24 protein-coding genes are annotated in these 24,314 nt (G+C 43.5%); 13 read left to right on the plus strand and 11 right to left on the minus strand.

The features are described 5' to 3' along the window. The first annotated feature begins 115 nt into the window (after positions 1 to 115). Together btuC and btuD are read left to right on the plus strand one after the other, a co-directional pair. On the plus strand, positions 116 to 1,111 hold the full coding sequence (gene btuC / locus CTT30_RS07130) for a vitamin B12 ABC transporter permease BtuC (RefSeq protein WP_252036496.1): 996 nt from the start codon (positions 116 to 118) through the stop codon (positions 1,109 to 1,111). Continuing rightward, a complete protein-coding gene (gene btuD / locus CTT30_RS07135) occupies positions 1,098 to 1,853 on the plus strand; it encodes a vitamin B12 ABC transporter ATP-binding protein BtuD (protein ID WP_252036497.1) in 756 nt (251 codons plus the stop codon). Before btuC ends, btuD begins: the two co-directional genes overlap by 14 nt. A 292-nt stretch (positions 1,854 to 2,145) precedes the next feature. Here the strand turns inward: btuD and CTT30_RS07140 are convergent, their stop codons facing one another. Beyond that, the gene (locus CTT30_RS07140) at positions 2,146 to 2,721 is read right to left on the minus strand and encodes a nucleoside triphosphate pyrophosphohydrolase family protein (protein WP_252036498.1); all 576 of its coding nucleotides are present in this window, start codon (positions 2,719 to 2,721) and stop codon (positions 2,146 to 2,148) included. A gap of 180 nt (positions 2,722 to 2,901) precedes the next feature. Here CTT30_RS07140 and CTT30_RS07145 point away from each other — a divergent pair, with 180 nt between their 5' ends. After that, positions 2,902 to 3,972 carry a sensor domain-containing diguanylate cyclase gene (locus CTT30_RS07145; RefSeq protein ID WP_252036499.1) on the plus strand — a complete coding sequence of 357 codons (1,071 nt, stop codon included), beginning with the start codon at positions 2,902 to 2,904 and terminating at the stop codon, positions 3,970 to 3,972. A 36-nt stretch (positions 3,973 to 4,008) separates the two neighbouring features. Here CTT30_RS07145 and CTT30_RS07150 read toward each other — a convergent pair whose 3' ends face one another. Together CTT30_RS07150 and CTT30_RS07155 are read right to left on the minus strand one after the other, a co-directional pair. Further along, entirely contained in the window at positions 4,009 to 4,569 is a 561-nt protein-coding gene (locus CTT30_RS07150) for a DUF1415 domain-containing protein (RefSeq protein ID WP_239866637.1), read from the minus strand. 70 nt (positions 4,570 to 4,639) lie between these two features. Then, complete coding sequence (locus tag CTT30_RS07155; RefSeq protein WP_252036500.1) at positions 4,640 to 5,887, minus strand: MFS transporter; 1,248 nt, start codon at positions 5,885 to 5,887, stop codon at positions 4,640 to 4,642. 113 nt (positions 5,888 to 6,000) lie between these two features. Here CTT30_RS07155 and CTT30_RS07160 point away from each other — a divergent pair, with 113 nt between their 5' ends. From CTT30_RS07160 to CTT30_RS07175, 4 genes are all read left to right on the plus strand, one after another. Next, the gene (locus tag CTT30_RS07160; RefSeq protein WP_239836499.1) at positions 6,001 to 6,870 is read left to right on the plus strand and encodes a LysR family transcriptional regulator; all 870 of its coding nucleotides are present in this window, start codon (positions 6,001 to 6,003) and stop codon (positions 6,868 to 6,870) included. A 96-nt stretch (positions 6,871 to 6,966) separates the two neighbouring features. Then, positions 6,967 to 8,424, plus strand: coding sequence for a molybdate ABC transporter ATP-binding protein ModF (modF, locus tag CTT30_RS07165; RefSeq protein ID WP_252036501.1), 1,458 nt, complete (start codon positions 6,967 to 6,969; stop codon positions 8,422 to 8,424). 148 nt (positions 8,425 to 8,572) lie between these two features. Beyond that, complete coding sequence (locus CTT30_RS07170; RefSeq protein WP_252036502.1) at positions 8,573 to 9,787, plus strand: ABC transporter substrate-binding protein; 1,215 nt, start codon at positions 8,573 to 8,575, stop codon at positions 9,785 to 9,787. Positions 9,788 to 9,833: 46 nt separating this feature from the next. Further along, entirely contained in the window at positions 9,834 to 12,251 is a 2,418-nt protein-coding gene (locus CTT30_RS07175) for a PAS domain-containing hybrid sensor histidine kinase/response regulator (RefSeq protein ID WP_252036503.1), read from the plus strand. 4 nt (positions 12,252 to 12,255) lie between these two features. On the opposite strand, the gene CTT30_RS07180 is transcribed toward CTT30_RS07175, so the two are convergent. After that, entirely contained in the window at positions 12,256 to 12,486 is a 231-nt protein-coding gene (locus CTT30_RS07180) for a glutaredoxin family protein (RefSeq protein WP_006962058.1), read from the minus strand. Between the two features lie 109 nt (positions 12,487 to 12,595). Here CTT30_RS07180 and CTT30_RS07185 point away from each other — a divergent pair, with 109 nt between their 5' ends. From CTT30_RS07185 to CTT30_RS07195, 3 genes are read left to right on the plus strand one after another with little or no spacing between them, the layout of a single operon-like run. Beyond that, positions 12,596 to 13,105 (plus strand): M48 metallopeptidase family protein, encoded by a 510-nt coding sequence (locus CTT30_RS07185; RefSeq protein WP_252036504.1) that lies wholly within the window; start codon positions 12,596 to 12,598, stop codon positions 13,103 to 13,105. An 8-nt stretch (positions 13,106 to 13,113) separates the two neighbouring features. Next, positions 13,114 to 14,154 carry a 23S rRNA (adenine(1618)-N(6))-methyltransferase RlmF gene (rlmF, locus tag CTT30_RS07190; RefSeq protein ID WP_370689709.1) on the plus strand — a complete coding sequence of 347 codons (1,041 nt, stop codon included), beginning with the start codon at positions 13,114 to 13,116 and terminating at the stop codon, positions 14,152 to 14,154. A 14-nt stretch (positions 14,155 to 14,168) separates the two neighbouring features. After that, complete coding sequence (locus CTT30_RS07195; protein WP_252036505.1) at positions 14,169 to 14,363, plus strand: hypothetical protein; 195 nt, start codon at positions 14,169 to 14,171, stop codon at positions 14,361 to 14,363. Positions 14,364 to 14,376: 13 nt separating this feature from the next. Here CTT30_RS07195 and pilW read toward each other — a convergent pair whose 3' ends face one another. Next, complete coding sequence (gene pilW, locus CTT30_RS07200) at positions 14,377 to 15,048, minus strand: type IV pilus biogenesis/stability protein PilW (RefSeq protein WP_252036506.1); 672 nt, start codon at positions 15,046 to 15,048, stop codon at positions 14,377 to 14,379. Between the two features lie 323 nt (positions 15,049 to 15,371). Here pilW and CTT30_RS07205 point away from each other — a divergent pair, with 323 nt between their 5' ends. Next, positions 15,372 to 15,983, plus strand: a complete 612-nt coding sequence (locus tag CTT30_RS07205; protein ID WP_255906404.1) for an alpha/beta fold hydrolase — start codon at positions 15,372 to 15,374, stop codon at positions 15,981 to 15,983. Here the strand turns inward: CTT30_RS07205 and metA are convergent. Then, positions 15,967 to 16,908, minus strand: a complete 942-nt coding sequence (gene metA / locus CTT30_RS07210) for a homoserine O-acetyltransferase MetA (protein ID WP_239836491.1) — start codon at positions 16,906 to 16,908, stop codon at positions 15,967 to 15,969. The two genes, CTT30_RS07205 and metA, sit on opposite strands and share 17 nt — an antisense overlap. Before the next feature lie 128 nt (positions 16,909 to 17,036). Here metA and CTT30_RS07215 point away from each other — a divergent pair, with 128 nt between their 5' ends. Both CTT30_RS07215 and CTT30_RS07220 read left to right on the plus strand, forming a co-directional pair. Then, entirely contained in the window at positions 17,037 to 17,429 is a 393-nt protein-coding gene (locus CTT30_RS07215) for an ATP-binding protein (protein ID WP_252036508.1), read from the plus strand. After that, positions 17,408 to 17,845 carry a DUF3859 domain-containing protein gene (locus tag CTT30_RS07220; protein WP_252036509.1) on the plus strand — a complete coding sequence of 146 codons (438 nt, stop codon included), beginning with the start codon at positions 17,408 to 17,410 and terminating at the stop codon, positions 17,843 to 17,845. The genes CTT30_RS07215 and CTT30_RS07220 overlap by 22 nt, the downstream gene beginning before the upstream one ends. 13 nt (positions 17,846 to 17,858) lie before the next feature. On the opposite strand, the gene CTT30_RS07225 is transcribed toward CTT30_RS07220, so the two are convergent. From CTT30_RS07225 to CTT30_RS07245, 5 genes are all read right to left on the minus strand, one after another. Then, complete coding sequence (locus CTT30_RS07225; protein ID WP_239866615.1) at positions 17,859 to 19,355, minus strand: EAL domain-containing protein; 1,497 nt, start codon at positions 19,353 to 19,355, stop codon at positions 17,859 to 17,861. A 185-nt stretch (positions 19,356 to 19,540) separates the two neighbouring features. Further along, a complete protein-coding gene (locus tag CTT30_RS07230; RefSeq protein ID WP_252036510.1) occupies positions 19,541 to 20,668 on the minus strand; it encodes an ABC transporter permease in 1,128 nt (375 codons plus the stop codon). Continuing rightward, positions 20,665 to 21,822, minus strand: a complete 1,158-nt coding sequence (locus CTT30_RS07235) for an ABC transporter permease (protein WP_252036511.1) — start codon at positions 21,820 to 21,822, stop codon at positions 20,665 to 20,667. The genes CTT30_RS07230 and CTT30_RS07235 overlap by 4 nt, the downstream gene beginning before the upstream one ends. A gap of 1 nt (position 21,823) precedes the next feature. After that, complete coding sequence (locus CTT30_RS07240; protein WP_239866610.1) at positions 21,824 to 22,798, minus strand: HlyD family secretion protein; 975 nt, start codon at positions 22,796 to 22,798, stop codon at positions 21,824 to 21,826. A 9-nt stretch (positions 22,799 to 22,807) separates the two neighbouring features. Then, the gene (locus CTT30_RS07245; RefSeq protein ID WP_252036512.1) at positions 22,808 to 24,235 is read right to left on the minus strand and encodes a TolC family protein; all 1,428 of its coding nucleotides are present in this window, start codon (positions 24,233 to 24,235) and stop codon (positions 22,808 to 22,810) included. Positions 24,236 to 24,314: the final 79 nt, after the last annotated feature.

Genomic DNA, 24,314 nt, shown 5'->3' on the forward strand with positions numbered 1-24,314 from the left:
TTTGCAGTCTAAACTCATCAGACAAGCTTTCTATTTTAATGGCTTAACGGTATCGTTAAGCCATTATTTTTATCATACCTAGAATCACTTGCTGTATGAAGTTAAGCGAAGTCCTATGGAAATGAGTCAATTATTAAGTCGCAGACATCAACGCTGGAAACGTTGTCTTATGGTGATCTTTGCTGTGCTTGTTCTTCTCTCCATGGCGCACCTTATGGTTGGTGAAATGTTCATTTCGCCTTTCTCAGAATTGACCCATTTGCAGCAACAATTGATCACTCAACTTCGCTTGCCGAGGCTACTTGCCGCGATTGCTATTGGGGCGTCACTGGCTATATCGGGTGCCGTTTTGCAGGTGCTTTTGGGCAATGTTCTTGCAGAGCCAGGCGTTCTTGGTATTTCAGGTGGGGCGAGCGTAATGATGGTCATCCTCCTGTTTTTTCTTCCTGCCTTGGCAACCCCAGTTGGTTTTATGGTGGCTGCGGTGATAGGTGCATTGCTGTTCACTCTACTGCTTGTGTCTATGGCTAAGGTGATGCGGCTGACTACGACAAGGCTGCTTTTGGTTGGTGTTGCATTGGGTATTTTGACGGGTGCCGTTGTGACTTGGGCGTTCTATTTCAGTGATGACTTAAGCCTAAGGCAGCTTATGTATTGGTTGATGGGTAGTATTGGTGGGGCGAGTTGGTACCACCACACATTAACACTCACGTTGATCCCTGTTTTGGTGTGGTTGTGTTTAAAAGGGCAGATACTGGACAAGCTAATGATGGGTGAACTGCATGCCAAGCAACTCGGCGTTGACGTGGAAGCGGTTCGCTGGAAGTTAATCTTAGCCGTTTCGATTCTTGTTGGTGGTTCAGTCGCACTCGGTGGTGTGATTGGGTTCATTGGTTTAATTGTTCCGCATTTGCTTAGACTCGCTTTGGGAAGTGAGAATCGCTATTTACTCCCTATCTCCGCATTGTCAGGTGCGTTGCTGCTTGTCTTTGCCGACATCATCGCCAGAATCGCGTTGGAATCTGCTGAGCTGCCACTTGGAGTCGTCACGACGACGATAGGCGCCCCTGTGTTTATATGGATGCTGGTAAAACATCATGATTCACGTTAATAGCCTATCGGTAGGCGCGCGTTTATTGCCGCTTTCATTCTCGGTCGAGAAAGGGCAGATACTTCACGTTGTCGGCCCAAATGGGAGTGGGAAGAGCACCTTATTGACGGCTATTTCGGGGTTGTTAGAGTTTGAGGGGGAAGCAACGATTTCCGGTTTAAGCGTCCACTCTAGCTCTATTGAGAGCCTGGCCATGTATAGAGCTTTCTTAAGCCAAAATGATCGACCAGCTTTTAATCTTGAAGTGTCACAATACCTTTCTCTATCATTGCCGAGTTCAGTTCTGAAAATGAATCAAGGGGTAGAGCAAGTGGTGAGTGAACTGGTCCAACTGCTCGAACTCGAGGATAAGCTCCATCGCTCAATTCATCAATTATCTGGTGGTGAATGGCAACGTGTCCGTTTATGTGCCATTTGTCTTCAAATTTGGCCAGCATTGAATCCATACGCGAAACTCTTGGTTCTCGATGAACCTGCTGCGTCGTTGGATATTGGCCAAGAGGCGCTGTTATATCGGTTGATTCGAAAGGTGGCGGATATGGGAATTTGCGTTGTGATGTCCAATCATGATTTGAATCGGTCACTGAAGCATGCCGATCAAGCTTTATTGCTTGATAAAGGAGTGATGCAACATGTCGGCCCCGTCTCTCAAGTATTGGAGCCAAGCAAGTTATCGAAAGTGTTCAACACTCAAGTTCACCGGACAGAGTTTAATGGGGAACCCGTATTAGTCTTTGACTGATAGACAGCCCTACCATTTCTAATACTCAAATTAGTGCACTCTGCACTGAATGTGTTCATACTCATCTGTTTTTAGCGAAGCAAAGATCTTATTAATCTTAAATATCAATTGGTTAGATTTTTTTGCAGGGTGGCATAAGTTTGGCATTAATAAGAACGATACATTCTCGTTCTTGTTAGGCTTAGTCAATTTGAAGGGAAACCAGAAAGCTGACAACAAATAAGCCATTTTTATGATTATGGCAGCTTCCGCCACCTAAGGTTTCCGAAGGTGGCGGCTTTTTATCTAGGGGTTATACGGTGAGGGGAGCAAGGTCTGCTGGGCGGTAATAAACAGATTTTAACACCTTACCTTGGCGAATTGTCTTGCCCTCAGAGACGAAGTCTTCAGCACATTTGGCGATAATGTAATCACCTTTCTGTACCGCTTTCAACTTGATGCCTTGCTTTGCATAATGGGCTTCGGTTTCCGCGTATTCTTGCTCATTTCGACAGACTTTACTCATGTTGCTTGAGTGGACTTCATCCCAACAAGGAATAAAGTCGATGCCACGATTAACCGCAACATTGAGTAGCAAGTCAATCAGGTAACTGATGGCTAGGTTGGACTCTACTTTATTATCCCCTAGATGAACTAGGCGGCCCATTAAGACATATACACTGTCAATGATAGCGTCAGCTTGTTCCGTTTTATTGTCAGCTTCAGCTAACTCAGTGAGCTCTTCTACCGCTAAAGAGGTATGCAGGGTGTCTGCTTTCTCGTCTAAGCTTTCAGGAGAGGCAACAGGTAAGTCGAAAGTAGTACGAAACTCGGTAATGTCGCGGTAAAGATGGTCAAAGATATCTTGAGTAAGTTTGGATAGGTGCATTCACTTAACCTGCAATTGCTAATTATCGCGTCATACTAACAAAGCCTTATGAAACGTGCCATTGCAGCACGAAAATAAATGGGGCAAGGCCAAAATATTCAGAGTTTCACGTTCAAGGGCATTGATGTTGTTGTGAAGGTAAGTCTATCTTACATAAAAGGAAATTTATTAGGAAAGCATATGGTTGTAGCGAGTGAAAGTGAAAAGGTAATACGACGTCTTTACCAGATCACCAATGATTATCAGAAAGGATTTGATATCCAGATCACCCAACTGATCATGATGGGGTTGGAGCGCTTTAATCTTGATATTGGTATCTTATCTCGTATAGATGACGACCAATATACCGTGTTATATTGCGTTACATCCGAAGGTGTTGAGTTAAACCCTGGGGATACTTTTAATTATGAGTCTACGTATTGCCAAATTACCTGCAGCTCGTCTGGCCCTGTCTCTATTGAGCATATGGGAGAAAACGATAAGTACGCTAAACACCCAGCTTATGAGGCTTTTGGCTTAGAGTCATACATCGGCGTACCAATTTTTATTGATGACGAGATTTTTGGGACGCTCAACTTTTCTTCCGCCTCTCCCTACCCAAGAAAATTCAAAGATATCGATATTGATGCGCTTAAACTCATGGCTTCATGGATTGAAGTCGAGTTAATTCGTCGTAATCAGGAAGAACGTCTACAAAAGATGAACAGCCAGTTAGAATATCAGGCTTATCATGATGTTTTAACAGGTGTCGCGAATCGTCGCTGTATGTTCAAAACAATACATTTGGATATTGAACGTATGAAACATGCTGGTGGTAAAGGAGCCCTGGCGGTCATTGATATCGATAACTTCAAGAAAGTCAACGATACTTATGGTCATCAAATTGGTGATGACGTTCTAAAGAAAACGGCACAAAAACTTCAGTCCAGCTTGTCTGACAGAGACTTTATTGCTCGTTTAGGCGGAGAGGAGTTTGTTGTTTGGTTCCCTGAGCGCAATACTGAAGAACGAAAGCAGTTCATCAATAAACTTCACCAATCGGTTACCGAAGTGGTGCTGGATAATAAACCAATAACGGTTTCCATTGGCGTTTGTGAGTTTGACTTTTCCCTTGAATCAAACTCTGATTGTAAAAAGAGTACTCTCGATCAAATCATTCTTGTGGCTGATGAGGCGCTGTATACCGCTAAGAACCAAGGACGCAATTGCGTTGTGATGCGTTCGCTATCTTCTTTGTCAATGAATCGTTGAAATGAGTGGAGGTGAGACTCCACTCAAACTGGTACGTTATTTAAATAAGTATGGGAAAAGTTTGATCAACTCTGCTTGAGTAAGAGACTCGACTCGCGCAATGTTGTTGTCAGGAATAGATTCGGGGTCAGGGTAGTGCTTCAATACTCTTTCCATGCTCGCCTCGCGGATGAGATGAAAAACTGGATAAGGAGAACGGTTAGTCAGGTTCTCTGCATCTTCAGGCTCAGCACCCCCAAAGCAATAATCGGGATGGAATGTCGCTAATTGGTAGACACCTTCCCAATCTTGCTGGCGAATTAAGGCTTCTACCCAGTCAATAAATAGATTGTAATCGAAGAAGTCTTCCAGCATGTTTGGTACCACCACTAGAGTGGTTTCCAATTCTTCGGCGGGCTTGGTTTCGAGTTCCATTAATTGAGTGAGTATGTCTTCTAACAGTGTTTCTTCTTGCGTAGCTTCACTCACAAAGATTTTAATCTGTTTATTGCGTTGTGGTTTGGCAGCAAATGGGCATAGGTTTAGGCCGATTACGACATCATTGAGCCATTGATTGACTTGCTCTGCGATGGCTTGTGTTGAGCTTGAAGTGGTCATCTTGCTTCCGGTTTATTATTTGGAAGCAAGAATAGCAGATTCAGTTTATGGCAGTAAGTAGTTAAGAAGGCTATTGAGAAGGTGTTGTAGCCTTTAACTCATGAGACGTTTCAGTTTGTGTCTTGTTGTCTTTAACTACCGGCTCAATACTGATTGAGTTTAACTTGTAGCAAAGGGTAAAAATTGTCAGATATAGAGTCATTCCCCCACTAATCACATAGGCCCATCCACCATGCTGCCAGCAGTAAATTAAGAAGAATCCTCCTAAACTACCGCCTACGTAATAGTGCACGAGGTATAATGCGGTTGCTGTTGCTTTGGCACTGGTGGCTTTTTGGCTGACCCAAGCGTAAGCCAAAGTATGAGTGAAGAAAGCCCCAAAGCTTATTAGGGCTAAGCCTAGAATCATAAATGGAATACGGTCAATGTAGGCGACCAACATTCCTAGTAGGCTGATCATGGTGCCGCAAACCATACCGGATATGGGTTGATGGTTGCGGTTCCATACAGAAGTCAGCTTAGAACTTAGTGTACCGGGTAAGTAGCAAAGGAAAATCAACGATGCTAACCCTATCGGTAAAGAGTGGGGAGCTGCAACGAGTCGGAACCCCATGACCGAATACAAGTTTACGAATAGAGCGAAATTCACTCCGCCAATCAGCATTGCGAGCCAAATAGTCTGGTTCTTGAGATGCTTGATGAGTGCTCGGTTGTGATACCTCAGCATACCTTTTTGAGGCACAAAATGTTTCTGCTTTGGCAACATCACACAGACGGCTAGGGCACCAATGAAAGTCAATATCGCCATGACAATAACCGCCTGTTGCCAGCCAAGTGCGTCGGTAAGCGTCCCTCCGACAATACGCCCGGTGATCCCGCCGAGTGAGTTAGCGGCAATGTAGCCACCAATAGCTTGCCCAAAAGCTTTTGGCGAGAGTTCTTCGACCATGTAAGCGACAGCAACGGAAGCAAATGCAGCGATCGCAATGCCCATTAAAGCGCGCATAGCCACCAAACTGATCAATGATGGAAAGAGCAGCATACAAAGACCAATCACTGGCATTGTAAGAAGTCCTGCTAGCATGACGCGTTTACGTCCAGTTGCTTCAGAGGCAACAGCCCAAGGAACCAAGCTGAATGAAAGTGCGAGTGTTGTTGCAGCAAATAGCCAGTTAACCTGAGTTTCGGACACTGAAAAGTGCACTGCCATATAGGGAAGCATTGGCTGGAACAAGTATAAGTTACAGAAAATAATGAAGGATCCCAATGCGAGGCTCAAAGTGACCCGTCGGTAATCTTGAGTGCCTAATTCGATCATTGAAGGTGTGCCTTAGAAATTCAATCGGTTAATGTGATCAAAATATCAGCGAGATGAAGATTAATAAAATATATTAAAAATATGGATACTATATATAAAATATATGAAGAAATATGGACTCTCGACACCTGAAACATTTCGTCTCTGTAGCAGAGCATGGCCACTTCACCATGGCTGCAAAAGCACTGCATATTGCGCAACCCGCATTAAGCATTTCAATAAAAAAATTTGAACAGCAACTTGGTGTTGAATTGTTCCGTAGAGAAGAACGACAAATAACGTTAACTGATGAAGGCAAGGTGCTGTATGAACATGCCAAGCGAGTGCTGCAACAAATCGATGACGCCAAATTAGCCATCGACGAAATGCGAGGTTTAGAGAAAGGGGAAGTCAGGTTGGGAGCACCAAGCATGATGGGATCCTATTTCTTTCCGCAGGTTTTGATGGCATTCAAGACACATTATCCCAATCTCAAATTAACCCTTATTGATGCGGGCGCTCGTTCAATCAGAAAGATGCTCTTGAATGGAGAGCTCGATATTGGTGTCATTGATGATGAAAATGTACCTGATGATCTGGAAACGGACCATTTGTTGAATGTTGAAATGGTTGCAGTCGTTGGCCCCGAACACCCACTTGCTGAAAAGAAAAGTATTAGTTTCACCGAGTTCTTTGAACATGAATTGGTGATGTTTAAGCCCGGGTATTTCCACCGTGACTTCGTGGAAAGCAAAGCGCGTCAGTATGAAAAGAAGATGAATTTTTCTTTTGAAACCAATTTGCTACCAATGATATTAAGCATTGTGAAGCATGAGTTTGCTATTACTGCTCTACTTAAGCTGGTCACGGAGCATGAGAAAGATGTGGTTGCTGTGCCTTTTGATGATCCCGTCAACTTACGCTTATCTCTCGCATGGCGAAAAGATGGTTATCTATCCATCGCTGATCGGACATTCATTGAATTTGTTAAGCAGTATGTGTAGCTCATGTAGCTCACACTTTCCCCTAAGTTGGTCGCAACATTGTTTCGATTAGAGTAGTTTGATTGGATACAAAGTTCAGGGAAGGAATGCAGTGAAATGCAATTGAAGATTGAAGATCTGATGGTTGAAATTGGCGCGAGTAAGTTGGAAATTACGCGATGGGATATTGAGCAAGACCAATCATGGGGCGTGTTTAGTACAGAAGGCAATATTGGTTCTACTCTGGGCTGTTTGCTTTGTGGGGAGTTGGAGGGAGTCGAGGGAGGTTTCGCTATATCTGAAGGTCGAGTCGCTCAGGTCTCTCTTGTCGAGCAACAGCGGTTGCTAGAAGATGAGCTCGCGAAAGACGATACCGACTTTCTAGACCGAATAGATAATGGGAGCACTGTTCAGACTCTGATCTATGAGCAGTGTCAAGATGAAGCGCTAACTCAACGACTGCTTAAAGAGTTAGATCTTAAACACCTCAGTGATAGTGGTTTTCGTGTTCTCTCCACAGGAGAAACACGGCGAGTTATGTTAGCACGAGCGCTGGCAACCAAGCCGGATTTGATTGTTCTTGATAATCCATTTACAGGTCTCGATGTCACTCACCGTTCAGCGCTTGCGGAGTATCTAGCGGCACTGTCGAAATCACTTCAGATGATCATCACATTTAACCGAGAGGAAGATGTGCCTAGCTGGATTGAGCAAGTTGCGTTGTTTAATCAGGGAAAACTCGAGAGTGTCATGGACATCGAATCTTGGCATCAACACCCGGTCATCAATCAAATCAAAGCCCAATCTAAACAGCAGAGTGAACAGATGATGTCTCTTATTCGTCGTCATCAGCACACCACAGAATTTAACAATCCGATATTTGAACTTAAGGAGGGTAAGGTCGAATACACAGAGAAAACAATTTTCTCTGGTGTAAATTGGAGAATCGACAAAGGTCAGCACTGGCAGGTTAAAGGCCCTAATGGTTGTGGGAAAAGTACGTTACTTGGATTGATTTTTGGTGATCATCCGCAGTGCTATTCTAACGATATTCATATCTTGGGGAATAAACGTGGTTCAGGTGAATCTATTTGGGATATTAAAAAACACATTGGGATGGTGTCGTCTGCATTACATCTGCAATATCGTGTCAGTTGTAGCGCACTAGAAGTTATCCTTTCTGGCTTTTATGACTCTATTGGTCTCTATCAATCGCCTTCCAAAAAGGAAGTCCAAGTCGCTCAAGAGTGGCTGGAAATACTGCATATGTCAGAGTACGAAAAAACCTCTTTTAAGCAACTTGAGTACGGTCAGCAGCGTCTGTTATTGATTGCCAGAGCGATAATAAAACAACCAGCAATTCTAATCCTAGATGAACCTTATCAGGGGCTTGACTACTTAGGCAGGAGACTGGTTAAAAATACGCTCGAGCTGATTGCTAAGGAAAACTTGAGCCAGCTTCTTTACGTTTCTCACTATCAAAATGACAAGCTAGAAAGTATCCATAACGAACTAGAGTTTTGCTTCGATCAAACTCATGCATGCTACAAGACTATCATTCACCAATCGCTGTAATGAGAGAGGTGATATTCTCTGGTTGATGGCCTAAACAGCGGGTGCCCTCAATTTTTGTTTTTTAAAGTCAATAAATTACTGGAAAAAACGTCATGCTTTCCTAGGCTAATTATAGAAATAAAGGATAACGACTAACTTGGTGATCTATATGGCTAGGAAATTTTTGATTGGAGTGATGCTACTATTCAGCGGTTTGGTTCATGCGACTAAACCCGATGTGCTAAGAGTGTATTTGGATGCCGATAGAACTGGGCATCTAGAGTCGGCACTTTCCATTGAGCATGGGGTTAAGGTGGCTTTCGCTCAACAAGGAAATCAAATTTCGGGCATTCCGGTTGAGTTTGTAACGACCGATCACCGAGGAAACGTACTGCGTAGTAAGAGAAATATGGATCGTTTCCTAAAAGATAATAATGGATTGGTTTATTTTGCTGGAATGCATTCGCCGCCTTTAATGAAATATCGAGAATACATCAATAAATCCAAGATGCTGACGCTAGTACCATGGGCAGCCGGTACGCCAATAACCCGTTACCCTTCAGCGGAAGATAACTATGTATTTCGCCTTTCTGTCGATGACTCTAAGGTTGGGAAAATATTGGTTAACTATGCATTAGAGCAGCAATGTAAACAACCTCACTTGGTGTTAGAGAATACAGGGTGGGGGAAATCCAATCACAAAGCCATGATGTCTGCGTTACCTAAAGACCTCACCGAGCAGGTTAAAACAAGCTGGTTTAATTGGGGGATTAAGAATGTTGATGCGCGGATTTTGATTCGTGAAGCCCAATCCAGTGGTGCGGACTGCGTATTACTGGTAGCGAATAGCCGTGAAGGCAAATTGATTGTGGAAAGTGTGGCAGATATTGATATAGAAATGCCGATATACAGCCATTGGGGAATTACGGGAGGGAAGTTTGCACAAAATGTCCCTTTCTCTATCCGCGAGAAAGCTAATCTTCACTTCATCCAATCGTGTTTCAACTTTTATAGCTCTGAGTTAAATACTTTTAGCCAAAATGTGTTTAGAGACGCCAAAAAACTATTTCCAGCGTACTTTGAAGACACCAATATTGAGGCTCCAGCCGGGTTTGTTCATGGTTACGATCTGGCAAAAATATTCATTGAAGCAGCCAGTCGAATAGAGTTAACGGACAATGTGGAATCTAATCGTATCGCGCTAAAAAATGCTTTGGAATCAAGCGATATCATTGTGCAAGGGCTAATTAAAGAATATCAATCACCATTTTCTCCCTTCTCTGAAGAAAATTTTGATGCCCATGAAGCATTAGGTGCTGATGATTTATGTATGGCGACTTACGATGATAAAAACGCTGTAAAACTGAAGCCTAAATCCATTTAAGTACAGGTAACGCAGGTCTATGTTGAAGTTTGATAAGAAGAATGGAATGCATTTGTTTTCGTTGTTTCTCATCGTTGGGGCCTGCGTATTCATGCTTGCAAGTTTTGCCTTTGTTCAACATCAAGCCAGAGAGACGGCACAAATCCTTATTAACGAGAGTCTAAAAGGAAAATTCGTTGCCATTGAGAGATATGTACTCGAGTTTCTGAAGCTGCATGAGCAAAGGCTTGGACGTGTCACTTCTCACCCTGTTGTCACAAGAGCGGTATTAGAAGGGGTGGATAATCGCAGCGCATTTAAAGATCAACTTGATGTAATTAAGTCATCTGGCTCGACCGCCTACGTCAATATATATGATTTTTCAGGAGGGGAGATTTATCAAGAAATAGCCCTTCCAGATACGGTACTAACCTTCATTACAACTGGTGTAGAAAATGAGTCATTAATGGATGAACAGTCATACTCACTGTTTAAATATGGTGGAAGAGACTATCTTCTGCTTACTTCTCCAATCTTATATAACGATTACGCAGAAGGCCTAGGTACCTATGTCACACCACTGGATGAGAGCCAGTTTTTCGAGAGCTTAGGCACAGATAGTTTGCATTGGTTTGGTATTGCTCAAAATCGACTGAATTGGGAGATGAGTCCACCCAATAATTGGAAGGTTGATACCTTTCCTATCGAAGGAACTGAGTTGACCTTAATGTATTCGGTATCACCACAGTTGGTGGTGAACGCTAGATCCAATTTAATGGAAAGCTTATTTATTGGCATGCTCACTGCCACTGGGATGACGCTGATTGTTATGTTTATCTTTGGGCGTAGAGTTCTGGTCTCGCCATTCCTAAAATTGGCAGAGTCAGAGCAACGTTTATATAAGCAGTCAGAATCTTTGAAAATACGAGAGGCAGAATCGGCTCGATTAGCACGCGTGGTTAAGCATATGCGTGATGCCGTGGTGTTCACTGACCTAAATGCCAAAGTGACATGGGTTAATGGAGCTTTTGAACAGCTGACAGGTTATTCGTTATCTGAACTAGTGGGTAAAAAGCCTAGCCAACTGCTTCAAGGAGCGGATACAGATAGACAAACCACAAAGAAAATGCGTGATTTCATCGACCGCAGAGAACCGGGTTTCTTTGAGCTGCTGAATTATAACAAAGACGGAGAGTCATACTGGATTGAAATTGCACTGACTCCTTTATATTCCACAGATGGGCAGATTGAGGGCTTTATGGCTGTCGAGCGCGATATTACCCAGCGTGTTGAGCTTGAAGAGTCTCTAAAAATAAAAGCTGTAGAAGCGGAAGCGGCGAACATAGCTAAATCTCAATTTTTAGCCGCGATGAGCCATGAACTAAGAACGCCGATGAATGGTATTCTTGGTGTCGGAGATCTACTTAAAAACACAAACCTTAGCCAAGAGCAGCAAGAGTACGTGGACACTTTAGTGAGCTCTGGGAAACACATGTTAAATGTGCTGAATGATATTCTTGATTTCTCAAAAATCGAAGCGGGAAAACTCGAACTTGAAAAAACAGAGTTTTCTCTACAGGACGTGGCGACAAGGCTGACTCGGCTTTATGAACCTCTGTGTGCTGACAAACACCTTGAGTTCAAATGTACCTACCCTCAATCATCTGATAAAGCACTAATCGCGGATGAAACGCGCATACTGCAAATCTTACAAAACTTGCTCAGTAATGCCTTAAAGTTCACTTCGGAAGGAGGGATTAGCCTAACTTTAGATGTGGTGAAGCAAAGTCAGAAAACAGAGCTTCATATGGTGGTTGCTGATACAGGTATAGGGATAAGTTCGGAAAAGCAATCAGTGATTTTTGACCCTTTTGCTCAAGCGGAAAACGATACCACGCGTCGATTTGGTGGAACGGGCTTAGGCTTGTCTATTACACGTGATTTGGTCAAAGCAATGAAGGGGACGATTGACTTAAACAGTACCGTCGAAGAGGGTAGCCAGTTTACGGTGATCGTTCCTATTGAATTGAAAACTGTACAAGTTCGTCAGACTCATGAGAAGCAGGAACAGCTCCCAGAGTTCGACGGATCAGGCCTGAGTGTTCTTATTGCGGAAGACACGAGAGTCAACGCCTTGGTTTTAGGTAAATTCCTTAAAAACAAAGGGTTTGAATATGAAGTGGTTGAGAATGGTGAATTGGCTGTGGAAAGAGTGCAAAATCAACATTTCGATTGTGTCTTAATGGATAACCATATGCCAGTGATGGATGGGTTGAAGGCAACCAAAGCGATTGTTGAACTAGGCTTAACGTCCCCTCCAGTGATCATTGGTTGTACTGCTGACGCATTTGAACAAACAAGAGAGCGAATGATCTCTGCAGGCTGTGCAGATGTCATTACCAAACCTATCAGTTCAGACAAACTGGATGAAGTATTTCACGCAACGCTTAAAACTTTGGAAGAAAAAGCGATGCGCGAAGCATGATTGATCACTTTGAGTTGTACATCTTTTCGAAATTTTTCGGGTTCCAGCCAATCATATAGCGATCACCAATTTTGAGTACGGGCAAAGAACGAGCGCCGATCGCATCAAGCTCTTTGCGACCGCGTTGCATTTTGGCGTTAGTTAACCTGTAGGCGTACCCTTTTTCATCTAAGTATCGCTGGGCATCTTTACAGTGCGGGCATTTATCCTTCACATATAGGACAAGTCTTTTCATCGTAAATTCCTAATCTTGCTTTGCAGCAGAGTGTAATGAAAAGACAGTGAATGGCAAGTGTGATTCGGGTAGACTGGCACACCTTGTTCTTTGCACTGATATTTACGCTATGAATCCAGTTCGTCGTTACATCCAAGGTTATCCAGAACATATTATTAATCCAGTGACAGAATTGTTGGAAACAGGACAGTTGCAGAAATGGTTTAAGCGTCGTTATCCGGAAAATCACGAGATTAAAAGCGAGAAAGCGCTGTTTGAGTACACAATGGCGATAAAAAATCGCTATATGAAAAAAACATCGCCCATCAGTAAGGTGGTATACGACAATAAGATTCACCTTATCAACAATGCGTTAGGGCTACATACTTACGTCGCTAAAGTGCACGGCGGTAAAATTAAATCCAAAAATGAAATCCGCATCGCCAGTGTGTTTAGAAATGCCCCTGAACCTTTGCTGAGAATGCTTGTGGTTCATGAGCTTGCACACCTGAAAGAAAAAGACCATAACAAAGCGTTTTACCAACTTTGCTGCCATATGGAACCTGACTATCACCAACTTGAGCTCGATGCTCGATTATTTATGATATATACCGAGACGGTAGAGAAAACGAATAAGTAAACTGATTTATGATTGAGCAGAACAAGCGAACAAGCCCGAAATACACAGGCAAGCCGTCAGGAGAAATGAAAGTCACGGTTTTAAAAGGAAAAGCGGGATTACACCAGCGTAATCTGCATCGAGGTCGCTACGATTTTTCTCAATTAGTGAAAGTGACCCCAGAGTTGAAAAGGCATGTTGTTAAAAATCCGAAAGGTGAGGCGTCCATTAACTTCTCTGATCCTGTTGCCGTCAAATTACTCAACAAAGCCTTACTGGTTCATCATTACGGCATTGTCTTTTGGGATATTCCCGAGGGTTATCTGTGTCCGCCAATTCCCGGTCGTGCCGACTATATCCACCGCTTAGCCGAGTTGCTAGTGCAAGATAACAAGCAGATAAACCACGAAAAAGTCAGGGCACTGGATGTCGGAGTAGGGGCAAATTGTATTTATCCTATCATCGCAGCAACGCAGTACCGATGGCAGTACGTAGGCTCTGATATTGATCCGGTTTCTATTGAGAACGCCAATCAGATTGTTGAAAGTAATGCTGAACTCAAACCACTAATAGAGTGCCGTTTGCAAACACAAAGTCGGTATTTCTTTAAAGGTATCATTCAAAGCGATGAGTATTTTGAGTTAACAACTTGTAACCCGCCATTTCACAGATCCTTACAGGAAGCGCAACAAGGTACGGAACGTAAAATTAACAACCTCAACCGCAGTAAGCAGCAACGTGGCTTATACAGAGAAAAAGAGAAATACAAAGCATCACCTATACTTAACTTTGGTGGCCAAAATGCGGAACTTTGGTGCCCTGGAGGTGAAGCGGCCTTTATCAAGAACCTTGCGTTTGAAAGCCGTGACTTTGCGAAACAAGTATTGTGGTTTTCTACTTTGATTTCCAAAAAAGAGAACGTACGTTGGATGCGCAAGAACCTCGCTAAAGTTGGTGCGAAAGAGGTACAAATAGTTGAAATGAGTCAAGGGCACAAAGTGAGCCGGTTTATGGCATGGACGTTTCAAACGCCAGCTGAAAGACAAGGCTGGTACAACTCAAAACAGTAACCAAAGGAGGGCATATGGATGTCGAAATTTATATGCCTTGTGAGCCTGAATGGTTTTGCGATGGTTTACTTATTCTCTTTGCCTTCCTGTTTATTGTTGGGCTTTTGGTCTTTGTATTTATCGTTTATAGAGAGTACCTCAAAATCCAGCGAGCTTCTCGGATAAAACGCCGGCGTAGTACCCCTTTATCACACCGAAAGAAACGCTAAGTATGCTTCAATACTATGGTCTGGGGTTGATTGTTTTTTGGCTCTGCTCTAACTTCATGAGCAAGCGGAGCGAAACATCTCGTACGCCAAATTCTTGGTGAAACGAGTTGATTCGCTGTCGGGCAATGGCCAATTTTCCATGCTCAATTTCAAGCTTTGCCAAGTTTAGTATTGATTGTGCTCGCTTGGGATCGTGTGCTATCGCTCTTTTGAAGTATGTCATTGCCTGTATGGTTTGTTCAGCCTTAAGCGAACAAAAAGCGGCACTTTCGTAGCTCGCTGCGACATTGAGGTAATCAGGCTGTTGAATGGCCTTGTCAAACATAGTCTGCGCTGCGTTATAGCGGGATTGTTTGCAAAGAAAACTACCGTAGTCATGCAGTATCTGCCCATTACTAGGTTGGCTACGAATGGCTTTCTGGTACATCTCATTCGCTCGTTCGTACTCAGACACATAATCCAAATAATGAGCCATAGCCAGTTGCGCGCGGAAATAGTTCGGTGAATGTACAAGAGCCTTATGTAGATTCTCTCGTGCTTTGACCCGCTCCCCACGTTGTAAATAACTTATCCCCAATGCGATTCGAGCATCCGCTTGATGGTTTTTCGCTGAGGTCGATAAAGGGTTTTTGACGGTGACACAAGCTGATAGTAATAGGCTGGCGAAAAGAAATAGAAAGCGCATAGTATGGCAAAGAGAAGGACCTTCTTTTGAATGTATTACGTTGTTTGTCCGGTCACATCAAAATAGGCGTAATCATGCGGCCGATTTAGCAACAACGGCTGAAAATAAAGGGAACAGAGTGTGAAAAAACAAGTCATCGGTGCAGCGGCCTTGAGCTTTTTAGTCGGGCTGTCTATTAAATCGTCTATCGCATCTGAGTTAGACATGAACACTCAGTATGTGGACAGTGGTGTGGCGTATGTTAAGCAGGGTAACCATGCTAGTCACTATAGGCTGATTTTTATTCATGGATCCCCGGGAATAAAGAAGGCTATGAAGCTTACTTGAAAGACACTTGGTTATTAGCCAATGCTGAATTGGTTTCAATTGATCGTTTGGGGTACGGTCAGTCTCCTAACCAGCTTATTGCCAATTTAGACGGACAATCCCTATCCATTAAACCTTTTCTTGCTGAAGACAAAGTTAATATTCTGGTTGGTCATTCTCTAGGTGGGCCTATTGCACTAAATCTCGCACTGATGTTTCCGAATTTGGTTCACGGAATGGTATTGATTGCGCCAGCATTTGACCCAACACATGAAGCACCTAAGTGGTACAACAAGCTGGCAGATACGTGGCTGGTTAGTCTTTTTCTTACTGACAGCTGGAGGAAGTCAAATGGAGAAATGTTGCCTCTTGCTGGAGAGCTTGAAAAGCTCAGTGCTAAGGATTGGAGTCCATTGGATTCAGTGCCCGTGACTTTGATTCACGGTGATGAAGATAATATCGCAGCGCCTGAGAATTCGACTTTTGCTATTGAGCGCCTATCTGGAAAAGATAAGAGGTTGGTGGAAGTTAAGGGTGAGGGGCATTTTATCCTTTGGCAAAATGCCCCTAAAGTTATCAACGAAATCAAACAACTAATCCACGCTTTAGGCCTTAATCATCCTTTGTGAAATTGGCTTCACTAAATTGATCTAAGTCGTAAGGAGTTTGTTGGTATACGCAGTAGTTGAGCCAGTTCGAAAATAGCAAATGACCGTGACTGCGCCAGCTTGCGATGGGTTTGTTATCTGGATTGTTGTTCGGATAGTAGTTCACAGGAATAGCGGGTTCCATTCCTTCGCCGAGATCACGGATATACTCATTGTGAAGCGTAAATGCATCATATTCAGGATGACCCGTCACGAAGACATTTCGCTTGTCTTTCGTCGCGGCTAAATACACTCCTGCGATATCAGAAGTCGCCAGCACATCCAAATCGGTATGCTCAGCGAGATACTCGGGTGAGAAGTCTGCGTATCGTGAGTGGGGAGCTAAGAAAGTATCATCAAAGCCACGCAATACAGGATGGTACGGTTGATGTATCTGATGGTGGTAGACACCAGAAAGTTTCTCTTTCCGAGTGCGCTTGGGTAGGTCATAAAGCAGTTTCAAACCTGCTTGAGCAGCCCAACACACGTATAATGTCGAGGTTACGTGCTCTTTCGCCCAACTCATGATGGCTTGTAAGTGCTCCCAATAGATTACGTCTTCGAATTGAACCAGTCCTAATGGGGCTCCTGTAATGATCAGACCATCGAAATTACGCCCTTTGACCATCTCAAACTGACGATAGAAGTTATCCAAGTGCTCCGTGGGTGTGTTCTTGCTTGGTCTATCATCGATACGTAGCAGCTCAATGTCTACTTGAAGCGGGCTATTAGAAAGTAAGCGAAGAAACTGAGTCTCAGTTTCTATCTTCTTCGGCATTAGGTTGAGGATCAATACTTTTAGGGGACGAATTTCCTGCGTAGACGCTCGAGATTCGGGCATTATGAAGATATTTTCCTGACGTAATACATCACTAGCAGGTAATTGGTCGGGGATCTTAATCGGCACAGCTTTCTCCCTAAGTTTTTTGGACGTCTATACATCCAAACTTAACTCAAACCTAATGAGATGTCGATAGCATTGTTATGCTTATTTGCGGTAAAATTTGTGCCTCATTAGTCGAACTATTCATTTCAATGACGCTAAAGCTGACCATTATTCGTGGGTTGCCTGGTTCCGGGAAAAGTACTCTAGCTCGGACACTGGGTGTGAATCATTATGAAGCGGATATGTACTTCATTGATGCTCAAGGTGATTACATTTTCAGACCAGAAGATATCTCGAAGGCGCATGATTGGTGCAAAACAATGACGCGTGAAAGCTTGCTTCAGAAGCAAAGTGTGGTGGTATCTAATACTTTTGTCATGAGATGGGAGATCATACCCTACTACAAAATGGCGCAACAGTATGGCGCGGTGTTTGAAATCATCGAATGTAAGCAAGACTATGGCAATATTCACGGTGTTCCTGAAAGCACTATCCTAGAGATGAAAAAACGGTGGCAAGAATGGCGAAGAGAACCGCTGTAATAGAAATGACCTCTTACGGCGTCTATAGCCAGTGGGATTCAAAATCTAAGCACTTACCTAAAATTCAAGACTTCACAACTAACATTCCTGCCGATCAGGATATAGAGTTTGGTTTTATTGTGAATATCAAAAAAGCCAAAGGTCAGGTGATTGAATATTGCATTGACCATCCGGGGGTTCTGGGTAAAAAGGGCCAGATATTAGATCCGTTTACTGGGGACATGCATGTCGGGAGTAATGACTGGGATTTTTATCTTGGGGATACCATTCAGCTTTTAGACCCTATCAATGGTTATGATTCCAACATTGGTAAATGGCGTATGACCATTGAATTAAATGGCAAAGTGGTTGCGGATAAGACCTTCGATGTTTACAGCCGAGATGAAGGAGAATTCTGGAAAAGACGAGGGTTTTAGGCTGTTCCTGTCACTATAGCCAAGATTGTTTAAGTGTCTCTAACTTCAAGGGTTTGGAAAAGTAGTAACCTTGCAGATAAGATACCTTCATTTCGGCTAAATATTTGACTTGCTCGGGCTCTTCGACGCCTTCTGCAATTATTTTTACACCCAGGCGATGGCCAAGTTCAATAATCGTGTTTAGTACAGTGGCATTAACGGTTTCTAAACCAATAGTATCAACAAAGCATTTATCGATTTTCAAATAATCAAACTGAGTGCTCTGGATGACTGAGAGAGCTGTGTGACCGGTACCAAAGTCATCAATCGAGATGAGAACGCCGCTCTTTCTCAGCTCGGCAAGCGCATCTCGCCCTTTGTCATCAAGTATCTGTCTTTCGGTGACCTCAACTACAAGGCGAATCCCAACCTGTCTAAAGCGGATAGCATAGTGACATAGAGTTGATATATTTTGTGGCTGATGTAGATAGGAGGGAGGAACATTAATACCTAGATGAACATGACGGAATGCAGGTTCTGAACTGAAATCCTCTAATGCCACTTCCAATACATAATCAGTAATAGCATCTATGATATTTTCTTGCTCAGCCAGTGGTATAAATAAGTCTGGGCGAACCAAACCTAGTTTAGGGTGTTGCCAGCGAATAAGTGCCTCAAAACCACTCAGTTTCTGACTGTCGTCAGCGTCAACAATAGGTTGATAAACGAGGAATAACTCTTTTCTTTTTAAGCCTTTTTTGAGGTCATCGACGAGGCTGTCACGGCTTTTTAGACGCGAAAGAACAATATATAAAGCCATTGAAATGAGAAAAGAAATTGGAATGCTGCTTAATGCAGAATAAACAACACGTCGATGAATAAATTCGGAGCTCGCTTCAGTCATTAAAGAAAAACCATACTTTGGAGAGGTAGTAATGTAATGAAGAGTATCCGATGTAAAATCTTTTTCTGCAGGGTAGACTTTTTGACCAAACTTAGCCGTAATAAAACTCAGCTTATCATTTTCAATGTTAGTTAGCCTTGTAAGAAGGTAGTTATTGTCAACGATAGCAAAGGCACCACTATTTACGATATTCGGCTCTCTATTCACCACGACCATCGTTCTTTGTTTTGGGTCTTGGTTAATATCGAAAAGAAAGGCGCCAGATTTAGCCGTACCATTTTTAAAGGCATAGTTTAAGTCGGTATAAACTTCCCCACGCTTTGAGGAGCAAATAGCGATGCCGTCTTGAATGATGATGAGTTCTCTTAAGGAACTCTCAAACAGGAGATCTTCACGAATAGCGTCACAACTCTCAGGATGCTTCATTGCTTTAGCATTTTTTTCTTGGAGCTCAGTGATGACATCTTCAATTCTATCTTGAAAATTTAAGGCGATGGTTTTCAAGCTATCCGTAATTCCATAATACGCAACGTATTGTGAAACAGGAAAAACAATGCAAAGTGGAATTAAAATGTAAGCAAGCAGTGATTTAAGTTCTAGTGTTAGAGTTGATACGCTTTGATTCATTTTAATTATTCTATCCAGTTAACTTATTTGATATTAATATATATTGCCGCATAAAAATGTCGAACTGTCCGCAAATTAATCGCAATAACTAAGTTAACTTTTACACCAATTCTGGCTATTCAGCCAATTTTCGCCTTAGGTGATCTATTTTATTTACCGTTAGATGATAAGTGCTGGTAATCGCTTTATTGACAGTATTTTCGATAGCTGTAGAGAGCTAAGCTGATCCATAAGCCGCTTTGTAACCACAACAGCCCCCATTGAGAAGATATTTGATCCCAACTTGCTCCCATTTGATTTAAGGCAAGAAAGCCCTGAATAGCTGGTGTGCTTGGAAAAAGTTGTGAGAGCCAGAGGACTGGGGAGGGAATACTGTTTAGTGGCCAGATAAACCCTGCACTGAAGATCAACGGCATTGAGCTGATGAGAACGACTAGGGTAACAAGTTCTCGTCTTGGCGTTATTGCTCCCAAGCAGATACCGATTGCGCAGGAAGCGAGTAAAAACGGCAATAGCAGGGAGAGGAGTTGAGCACTAGTTGCAAGTTGACTGATGCCATGCATCGAGAAACTGGCACCAAAATAAAACATGCTCAGAATATAGTAAATGCCTACCAGAACACTAAAGCGGACCAAGAGTAGTGTGCTCGGCTGGGTGGCACTCCAATAGCCTTTTCCGCTTTTTTGGCTACCAGTCATTAGGCCTGAAGCCATCGCCATCGTCTGCTGTAAAATCAAAACAAACACAGCTGGAACAACATAGTCAATGTAGCCCATACGTGGGTTGAAGGTCGGCTTAAGGTTCAGTTTGGTTGCGCTATATTGTTCACTGGCTAAAGCCATTGGAGTCCCATCCAGGAGTAATCGAGTAACTTTTGTTTGGGCGGCTAAGGTTCCCCCAGCTTGTGCAAGGCCTTCAACGACGGTTCCGTAGACAAGAAAATAGGAGGCATCCCCTGCGAAAGAGAGAGTCGGGCTAGCACCCATTAATAGGTCTTTATAAAAATGCTCAGGAATCACAAGAAAGCCGCTGATTTTACCATCAATAAAGGCTTGTTGAGCAGACTCGATTGCGTAATCACGTTGTACGACTTTGACCTGTGGCGTTGCATCCACCATTCTCTCAAGCTTGTAACTAGTCTGGCTACGATCAAGGTTGACAATACTGATGGGTTGTTCCCTTGGCGTTTGGTGGTTGTAGGGAAGAGGGTACAGAAACGAATAGAACAGTACACCACCAAACACAGTAAGTGTCACGATAGGGTTACTCAACAAAGCTTTAACTTCGGCAGAAAGTACATCTGTTATTCTCATTGCGCCTCCACTTGGCTTTGTCTTGTGTTGAATAAATGTTTTCGAATTAGCAAAGCACACATTAAGGCTGGGAGTAAGTAGCCTAACATGGGTAGCAGGTGAGGTAAGGCATCATAAACACTTTGACCATAACTGACTTGGCTTACCTGAACCTCGATATAATGACTAATAGGTAACAAGCTGCGCCAAGCTTGTGCGAGGTGGTTCATGTCTGTCACTGGAAAAGTAATGCCCATGAAGGCGAAGCTGGGGGCAGTGAAAGCGCCAGCAAAACTCATGGCGCGAGCTGGGTCGAGAGTTAAAAAGAAGAAGAAGCTGCCCATAACAACACAAGCGAAAACAGTGATGATTTGCGCGAATATCAACACAGCATAACTACCGCTCATTGGCCATTTGAAGCCCATGTAAAACCAGTATAGGAAGGCCAAGCCTTGTACTATAAATATGGGGAAGTAAGGAAGCAGAGTTTTTAAGCACTCTGTGGTGCTGTTATTTCCCAACCAACGTACTAAGCCTCTATTTCTATGATTTGCGGCCAGTATTAAAATGGTCGAAACCACAATGATGATTTGCCACAAGGCAGGCACAATTGCAGAGACCAAAAACTGCGCGTAATTGGCGTTTTTGTTGAATAAAGGTGTAATTTGGGTTTTTACTGGCAGTGCTGCTCCCAGCGCTTGATCTATGGAGTGTCCTCCTTCTAATAACACTTTCTTAGTGTCGATTTGGGCATTGAATGTTGACTGTGCTTGCACCAAGGCTGAGCTGATAAGTTTTCCAATCAATATTGTCTGGCTGTTATAAAACGCGCTCACCTGTGGAGGAATACCCTGATAAATACTCTTATCAAAATCCGTCGGAATAACGACATAGGCGAAAACCTTGCTGGTCACGAGTGCATTTTTGGCCTCGGCAATATCGGTAAAGTTCCGAGTCACTTTTAAAGTTGATGTCGCATCGTAATAGTGACTCAGTTGGCGGGAAAGTTGACTATGAGATAAGTTAACAATGCCAATAGGTAAGTCTCGTGCCAGCCCTTGTGAAAAAATCGCCCAAATTGAGATGACGAGAGCAATAGGTATCCATGTAAGACAGGACAACAACCATTTATCGCGCCTGATGATGGTCCACTGAGTGGAAAACAGATCGTTCATGTTAAAGCTCGACTGCCAAGCTCATCCCCATTCGAAGGGCGTGATCATGCGTCAAAGGTCTAGCTTCAACTTCAAAGGTTCGAAGATCAAAACCCTGTGACGAGTCGGTTGAACGCCAAGTTGCGAAGTCTCCCATTACCGCGATATGAGTGACTTCAAATTCCAATGACTTATCAAGCGCGGGCAGGTAAGCATTGAATATCTGGCCCTTAGAAAAATGCTTGAGTTGATCTTCTCTGACATTCAATACAGCCCAAGAATCCGCTGTATCAATAACGGTCACTACAGGGAAGCCTTGCGGGGCAAGCTCTCCACTTTGAAGTAAGACTTGTGACACTTCGCCATCAAACCAGCTTTCGATTTGAGTGTCTTTTGCATAAGCTTCTACTTCAGCCACAGCGCCTGCTGCCATACGGGCTTTTTCTGCAGCGGCGATTTTGGTCTCATCACGCGCCCCTTCACGCGCCATTTGGTACATTTGATATGCTGCACTTTCCGTGTATTTCGCAGCATCCCATTGGGTTTTTGCTTCATCCCGCTTTTGCTCAGCAACCACGCCATCTTTATAGAGGTTGTTGACTCGAAGGTAGGTTTTCTCCATAAGCTGAGACGCTGCTTTGGCTTTTTGCCATTGGTCTTTAGCAGCTTGAATTTGCTGGGTGCGCGCCCCTTTTTCTGCTTCTTGGGCGATGGCACCAGCTGCCTTTTCTCCTGCTATAGCTTGCTCAAGTTTTGCTTCAATTTCTGGACTATGCAGAGTGAAGATTAATTCGCCTTTTTGCACCTTGTCGCCTTTGCGGACCAATACCTGATCAATTCGTCCGGGGACTTTAGAAGAAATACTATACTGCTGTGACTCGATTTGCCCTTGCAGTCGAACCGGCTTAGGCAAATAAGCCGTATAGAATTGGTATCCAACCCAAGATGATATGGCTAAAGCAGCGGCAGTTAGGATAATCGGTTTGGCTTTTTTCATCTTAGTGTCCTAGAGAGTTGACGTGTTAATCGAGTCCTGCTGGTATTGTTGAAATGTGGCCATTTCGCTCGATAGTGCTAAAAGTTTTGATAGTGATAACAGATAGTTAAAGCTTGCAGCAGACTTTTGGGTTTGTACGTTGGCCAGATAAAGTTGAGCATCGACCACATCTGTCGATGTTGAGAGACCCTGAGAGAACCCTTTCTCTCGCAGTTTTATGTTTTCTTTCGCAAGTTCAATGCTTGAACTCAAGCCCAATACTTCTTCTTGTGCTTGCTGGGCTTCCAAGTAGGTCTTTTGCACTAACACGGTCAAATCTTGTTTCGCCTGAGCTTTGAGGTACTGGACTTGTGAAACGGCACTGTGTGCGGCTTTGACCTGTTCAGAGCGGCCGCTTGATTCTATCAGTGGAATGCTCACACCTACACCGACTAGCCAGTCTGGTTTCATCTGACTGGCAAGAGAGTCGTCTTCATGCAAACTGTAGTCACCGTATAGATACACTTCAGGGTAGTACTTGCCTTGCTCTGCTTTGATAAGACTGCGTGCTTGCTTCTCTTTGGCATCAAGTAAGGAAAGCCCAGGGTAGGTGTTTAATGTTTGATCAATAAATGCCTCAATCGGAGGAAGTGTTTCATTGATGAATAAGTGATCCCTTGGCTCGACTGTGGCATTTTGGCTCAGTATTTGGGTTAATGCAGTTTGGGCAATATCGAGGTTTTTCTGCGCTTTCTTTCGCTCTATCCTGGCTTGATCTAAGGCTGATTCAGCTTGGAGGCGCTCAACACGCGCAATCTGGCCTTGCTGCTCCAGCTTAAGGGCATTATCCCGGTGCTTTTTAAGTCCACTTTCAACAAGCTGGCGTGTTTGAACCACCTCTTTTGCCAGTAATACGCTGAAATAGTATTTACTTAGGTCTTCGTATCGCGCTTGTGTCTCCATTGCCAACTGGCTTTGTGCTTCTTCGGTTTTACCTCGGGCTGCCGATTGTGCTGCATTAATTCGGCCACCGGTAAAAATAGGCCAAATGGCTCTTATCGAAGAAGTGAAAATATCTCGTTCGCTGATGGTGGATGTAGTATTACCAAGATCGCTAAAGAGTTGACTCAGGCTTGATAGTAAGGAAGTCGGTAGGGCAAGGCTACCAACGCTGGGAAGCGTTCCATGAGTACTTTCTATCAATTGGTTACCAGATAGCGTTACGTCGGTATCTAGCCGGGTATAATTTGCACCGACGGTCACGGAAGGAAGATGAAGGTTGTCGGTTGCGTTTTCGAGATGCTGATATCGGTCGACATTGGCCCTTTGTGCTGCAAGAGAATTGTTTTCACTCTGTAACAACTGCCAAGCTTCTGAAAAGCTGATAGCAGCCGAATGAGCGGCTATTGGCTGACAGCTAAGGCAAGCGATGATCAATGCGATAGGGCGCAGCGACATAGTATTTACTCTATTCGTTAAAAAATAGAGTTTAAACTCTAAGCGGTTGGGTTTGCAAATTGCGCTAATGAAAAAGAAG

The sequence above is a fragment of the Vibrio coralliilyticus genome, from assembly GCF_024449095.1.
GTDB classification, from domain to species: Bacteria; Pseudomonadota; Gammaproteobacteria; order Enterobacterales; family Vibrionaceae; genus Vibrio; species Vibrio coralliilyticus_A.

Bases quoted from the DNA above. Each gene is read 5' to 3' on its own strand.
- btuC (WP_252036496.1), top strand. From the start codon at position 116: ATGGAAATGAGTCAATTATTAAGTCGCAGACATCAACGCTGGAAACGT.
- btuD (WP_252036497.1), top strand. From the start codon at position 1,098: ATGATTCACGTTAATAGCCTATCGGTAGGCGCGCGTTTATTGCCGCTT.
- CTT30_RS07140 (WP_252036498.1), bottom strand. From the start codon at position 2,721: ATGCACCTATCCAAACTTACTCAAGATATCTTTGACCATCTTTACCGC.
- CTT30_RS07145 (WP_252036499.1), top strand. From the start codon at position 2,902: ATGGTTGTAGCGAGTGAAAGTGAAAAGGTAATACGACGTCTTTACCAG.
- CTT30_RS07150 (WP_239866637.1), bottom strand. From the start codon at position 4,569: ATGACCACTTCAAGCTCAACACAAGCCATCGCAGAGCAAGTCAATCAA.
- CTT30_RS07155 (WP_252036500.1), bottom strand. From the start codon at position 5,887: ATGATCGAATTAGGCACTCAAGATTACCGACGGGTCACTTTGAGCCTC.
- CTT30_RS07160 (WP_239836499.1), top strand. From the start codon at position 6,001: ATGGACTCTCGACACCTGAAACATTTCGTCTCTGTAGCAGAGCATGGC.
- modF (WP_252036501.1), top strand. From the start codon at position 6,967: ATGCAATTGAAGATTGAAGATCTGATGGTTGAAATTGGCGCGAGTAAG.
- CTT30_RS07170 (WP_252036502.1), top strand. From the start codon at position 8,573: ATGGCTAGGAAATTTTTGATTGGAGTGATGCTACTATTCAGCGGTTTG.
- CTT30_RS07175 (WP_252036503.1), top strand. From the start codon at position 9,834: ATGCATTTGTTTTCGTTGTTTCTCATCGTTGGGGCCTGCGTATTCATG.
- CTT30_RS07180 (WP_006962058.1), bottom strand. From the start codon at position 12,486: ATGAAAAGACTTGTCCTATATGTGAAGGATAAATGCCCGCACTGTAAA.
- CTT30_RS07185 (WP_252036504.1), top strand. From the start codon at position 12,596: ATGAATCCAGTTCGTCGTTACATCCAAGGTTATCCAGAACATATTATT.
- rlmF (WP_370689709.1), top strand. From the start codon at position 13,114: ATGATTGAGCAGAACAAGCGAACAAGCCCGAAATACACAGGCAAGCCG.
- CTT30_RS07195 (WP_252036505.1), top strand. From the start codon at position 14,169: ATGGATGTCGAAATTTATATGCCTTGTGAGCCTGAATGGTTTTGCGAT.
- pilW (WP_252036506.1), bottom strand. From the start codon at position 15,048: ATGCGCTTTCTATTTCTTTTCGCCAGCCTATTACTATCAGCTTGTGTC.
- CTT30_RS07215 (WP_252036508.1), top strand. From the start codon at position 17,037: ATGACGCTAAAGCTGACCATTATTCGTGGGTTGCCTGGTTCCGGGAAA.
- CTT30_RS07220 (WP_252036509.1), top strand. From the start codon at position 17,408: ATGGCGAAGAGAACCGCTGTAATAGAAATGACCTCTTACGGCGTCTAT.
- CTT30_RS07225 (WP_239866615.1), bottom strand. From the start codon at position 19,355: ATGAATCAAAGCGTATCAACTCTAACACTAGAACTTAAATCACTGCTT.
- CTT30_RS07230 (WP_252036510.1), bottom strand. From the start codon at position 20,668: ATGAGAATAACAGATGTACTTTCTGCCGAAGTTAAAGCTTTGTTGAGT.
- CTT30_RS07235 (WP_252036511.1), bottom strand. From the start codon at position 21,822: ATGAACGATCTGTTTTCCACTCAGTGGACCATCATCAGGCGCGATAAA.
- CTT30_RS07240 (WP_239866610.1), bottom strand. From the start codon at position 22,798: ATGAAAAAAGCCAAACCGATTATCCTAACTGCCGCTGCTTTAGCCATA.
- CTT30_RS07245 (WP_252036512.1), bottom strand. From the start codon at position 24,235: ATGTCGCTGCGCCCTATCGCATTGATCATCGCTTGCCTTAGCTGTCAG.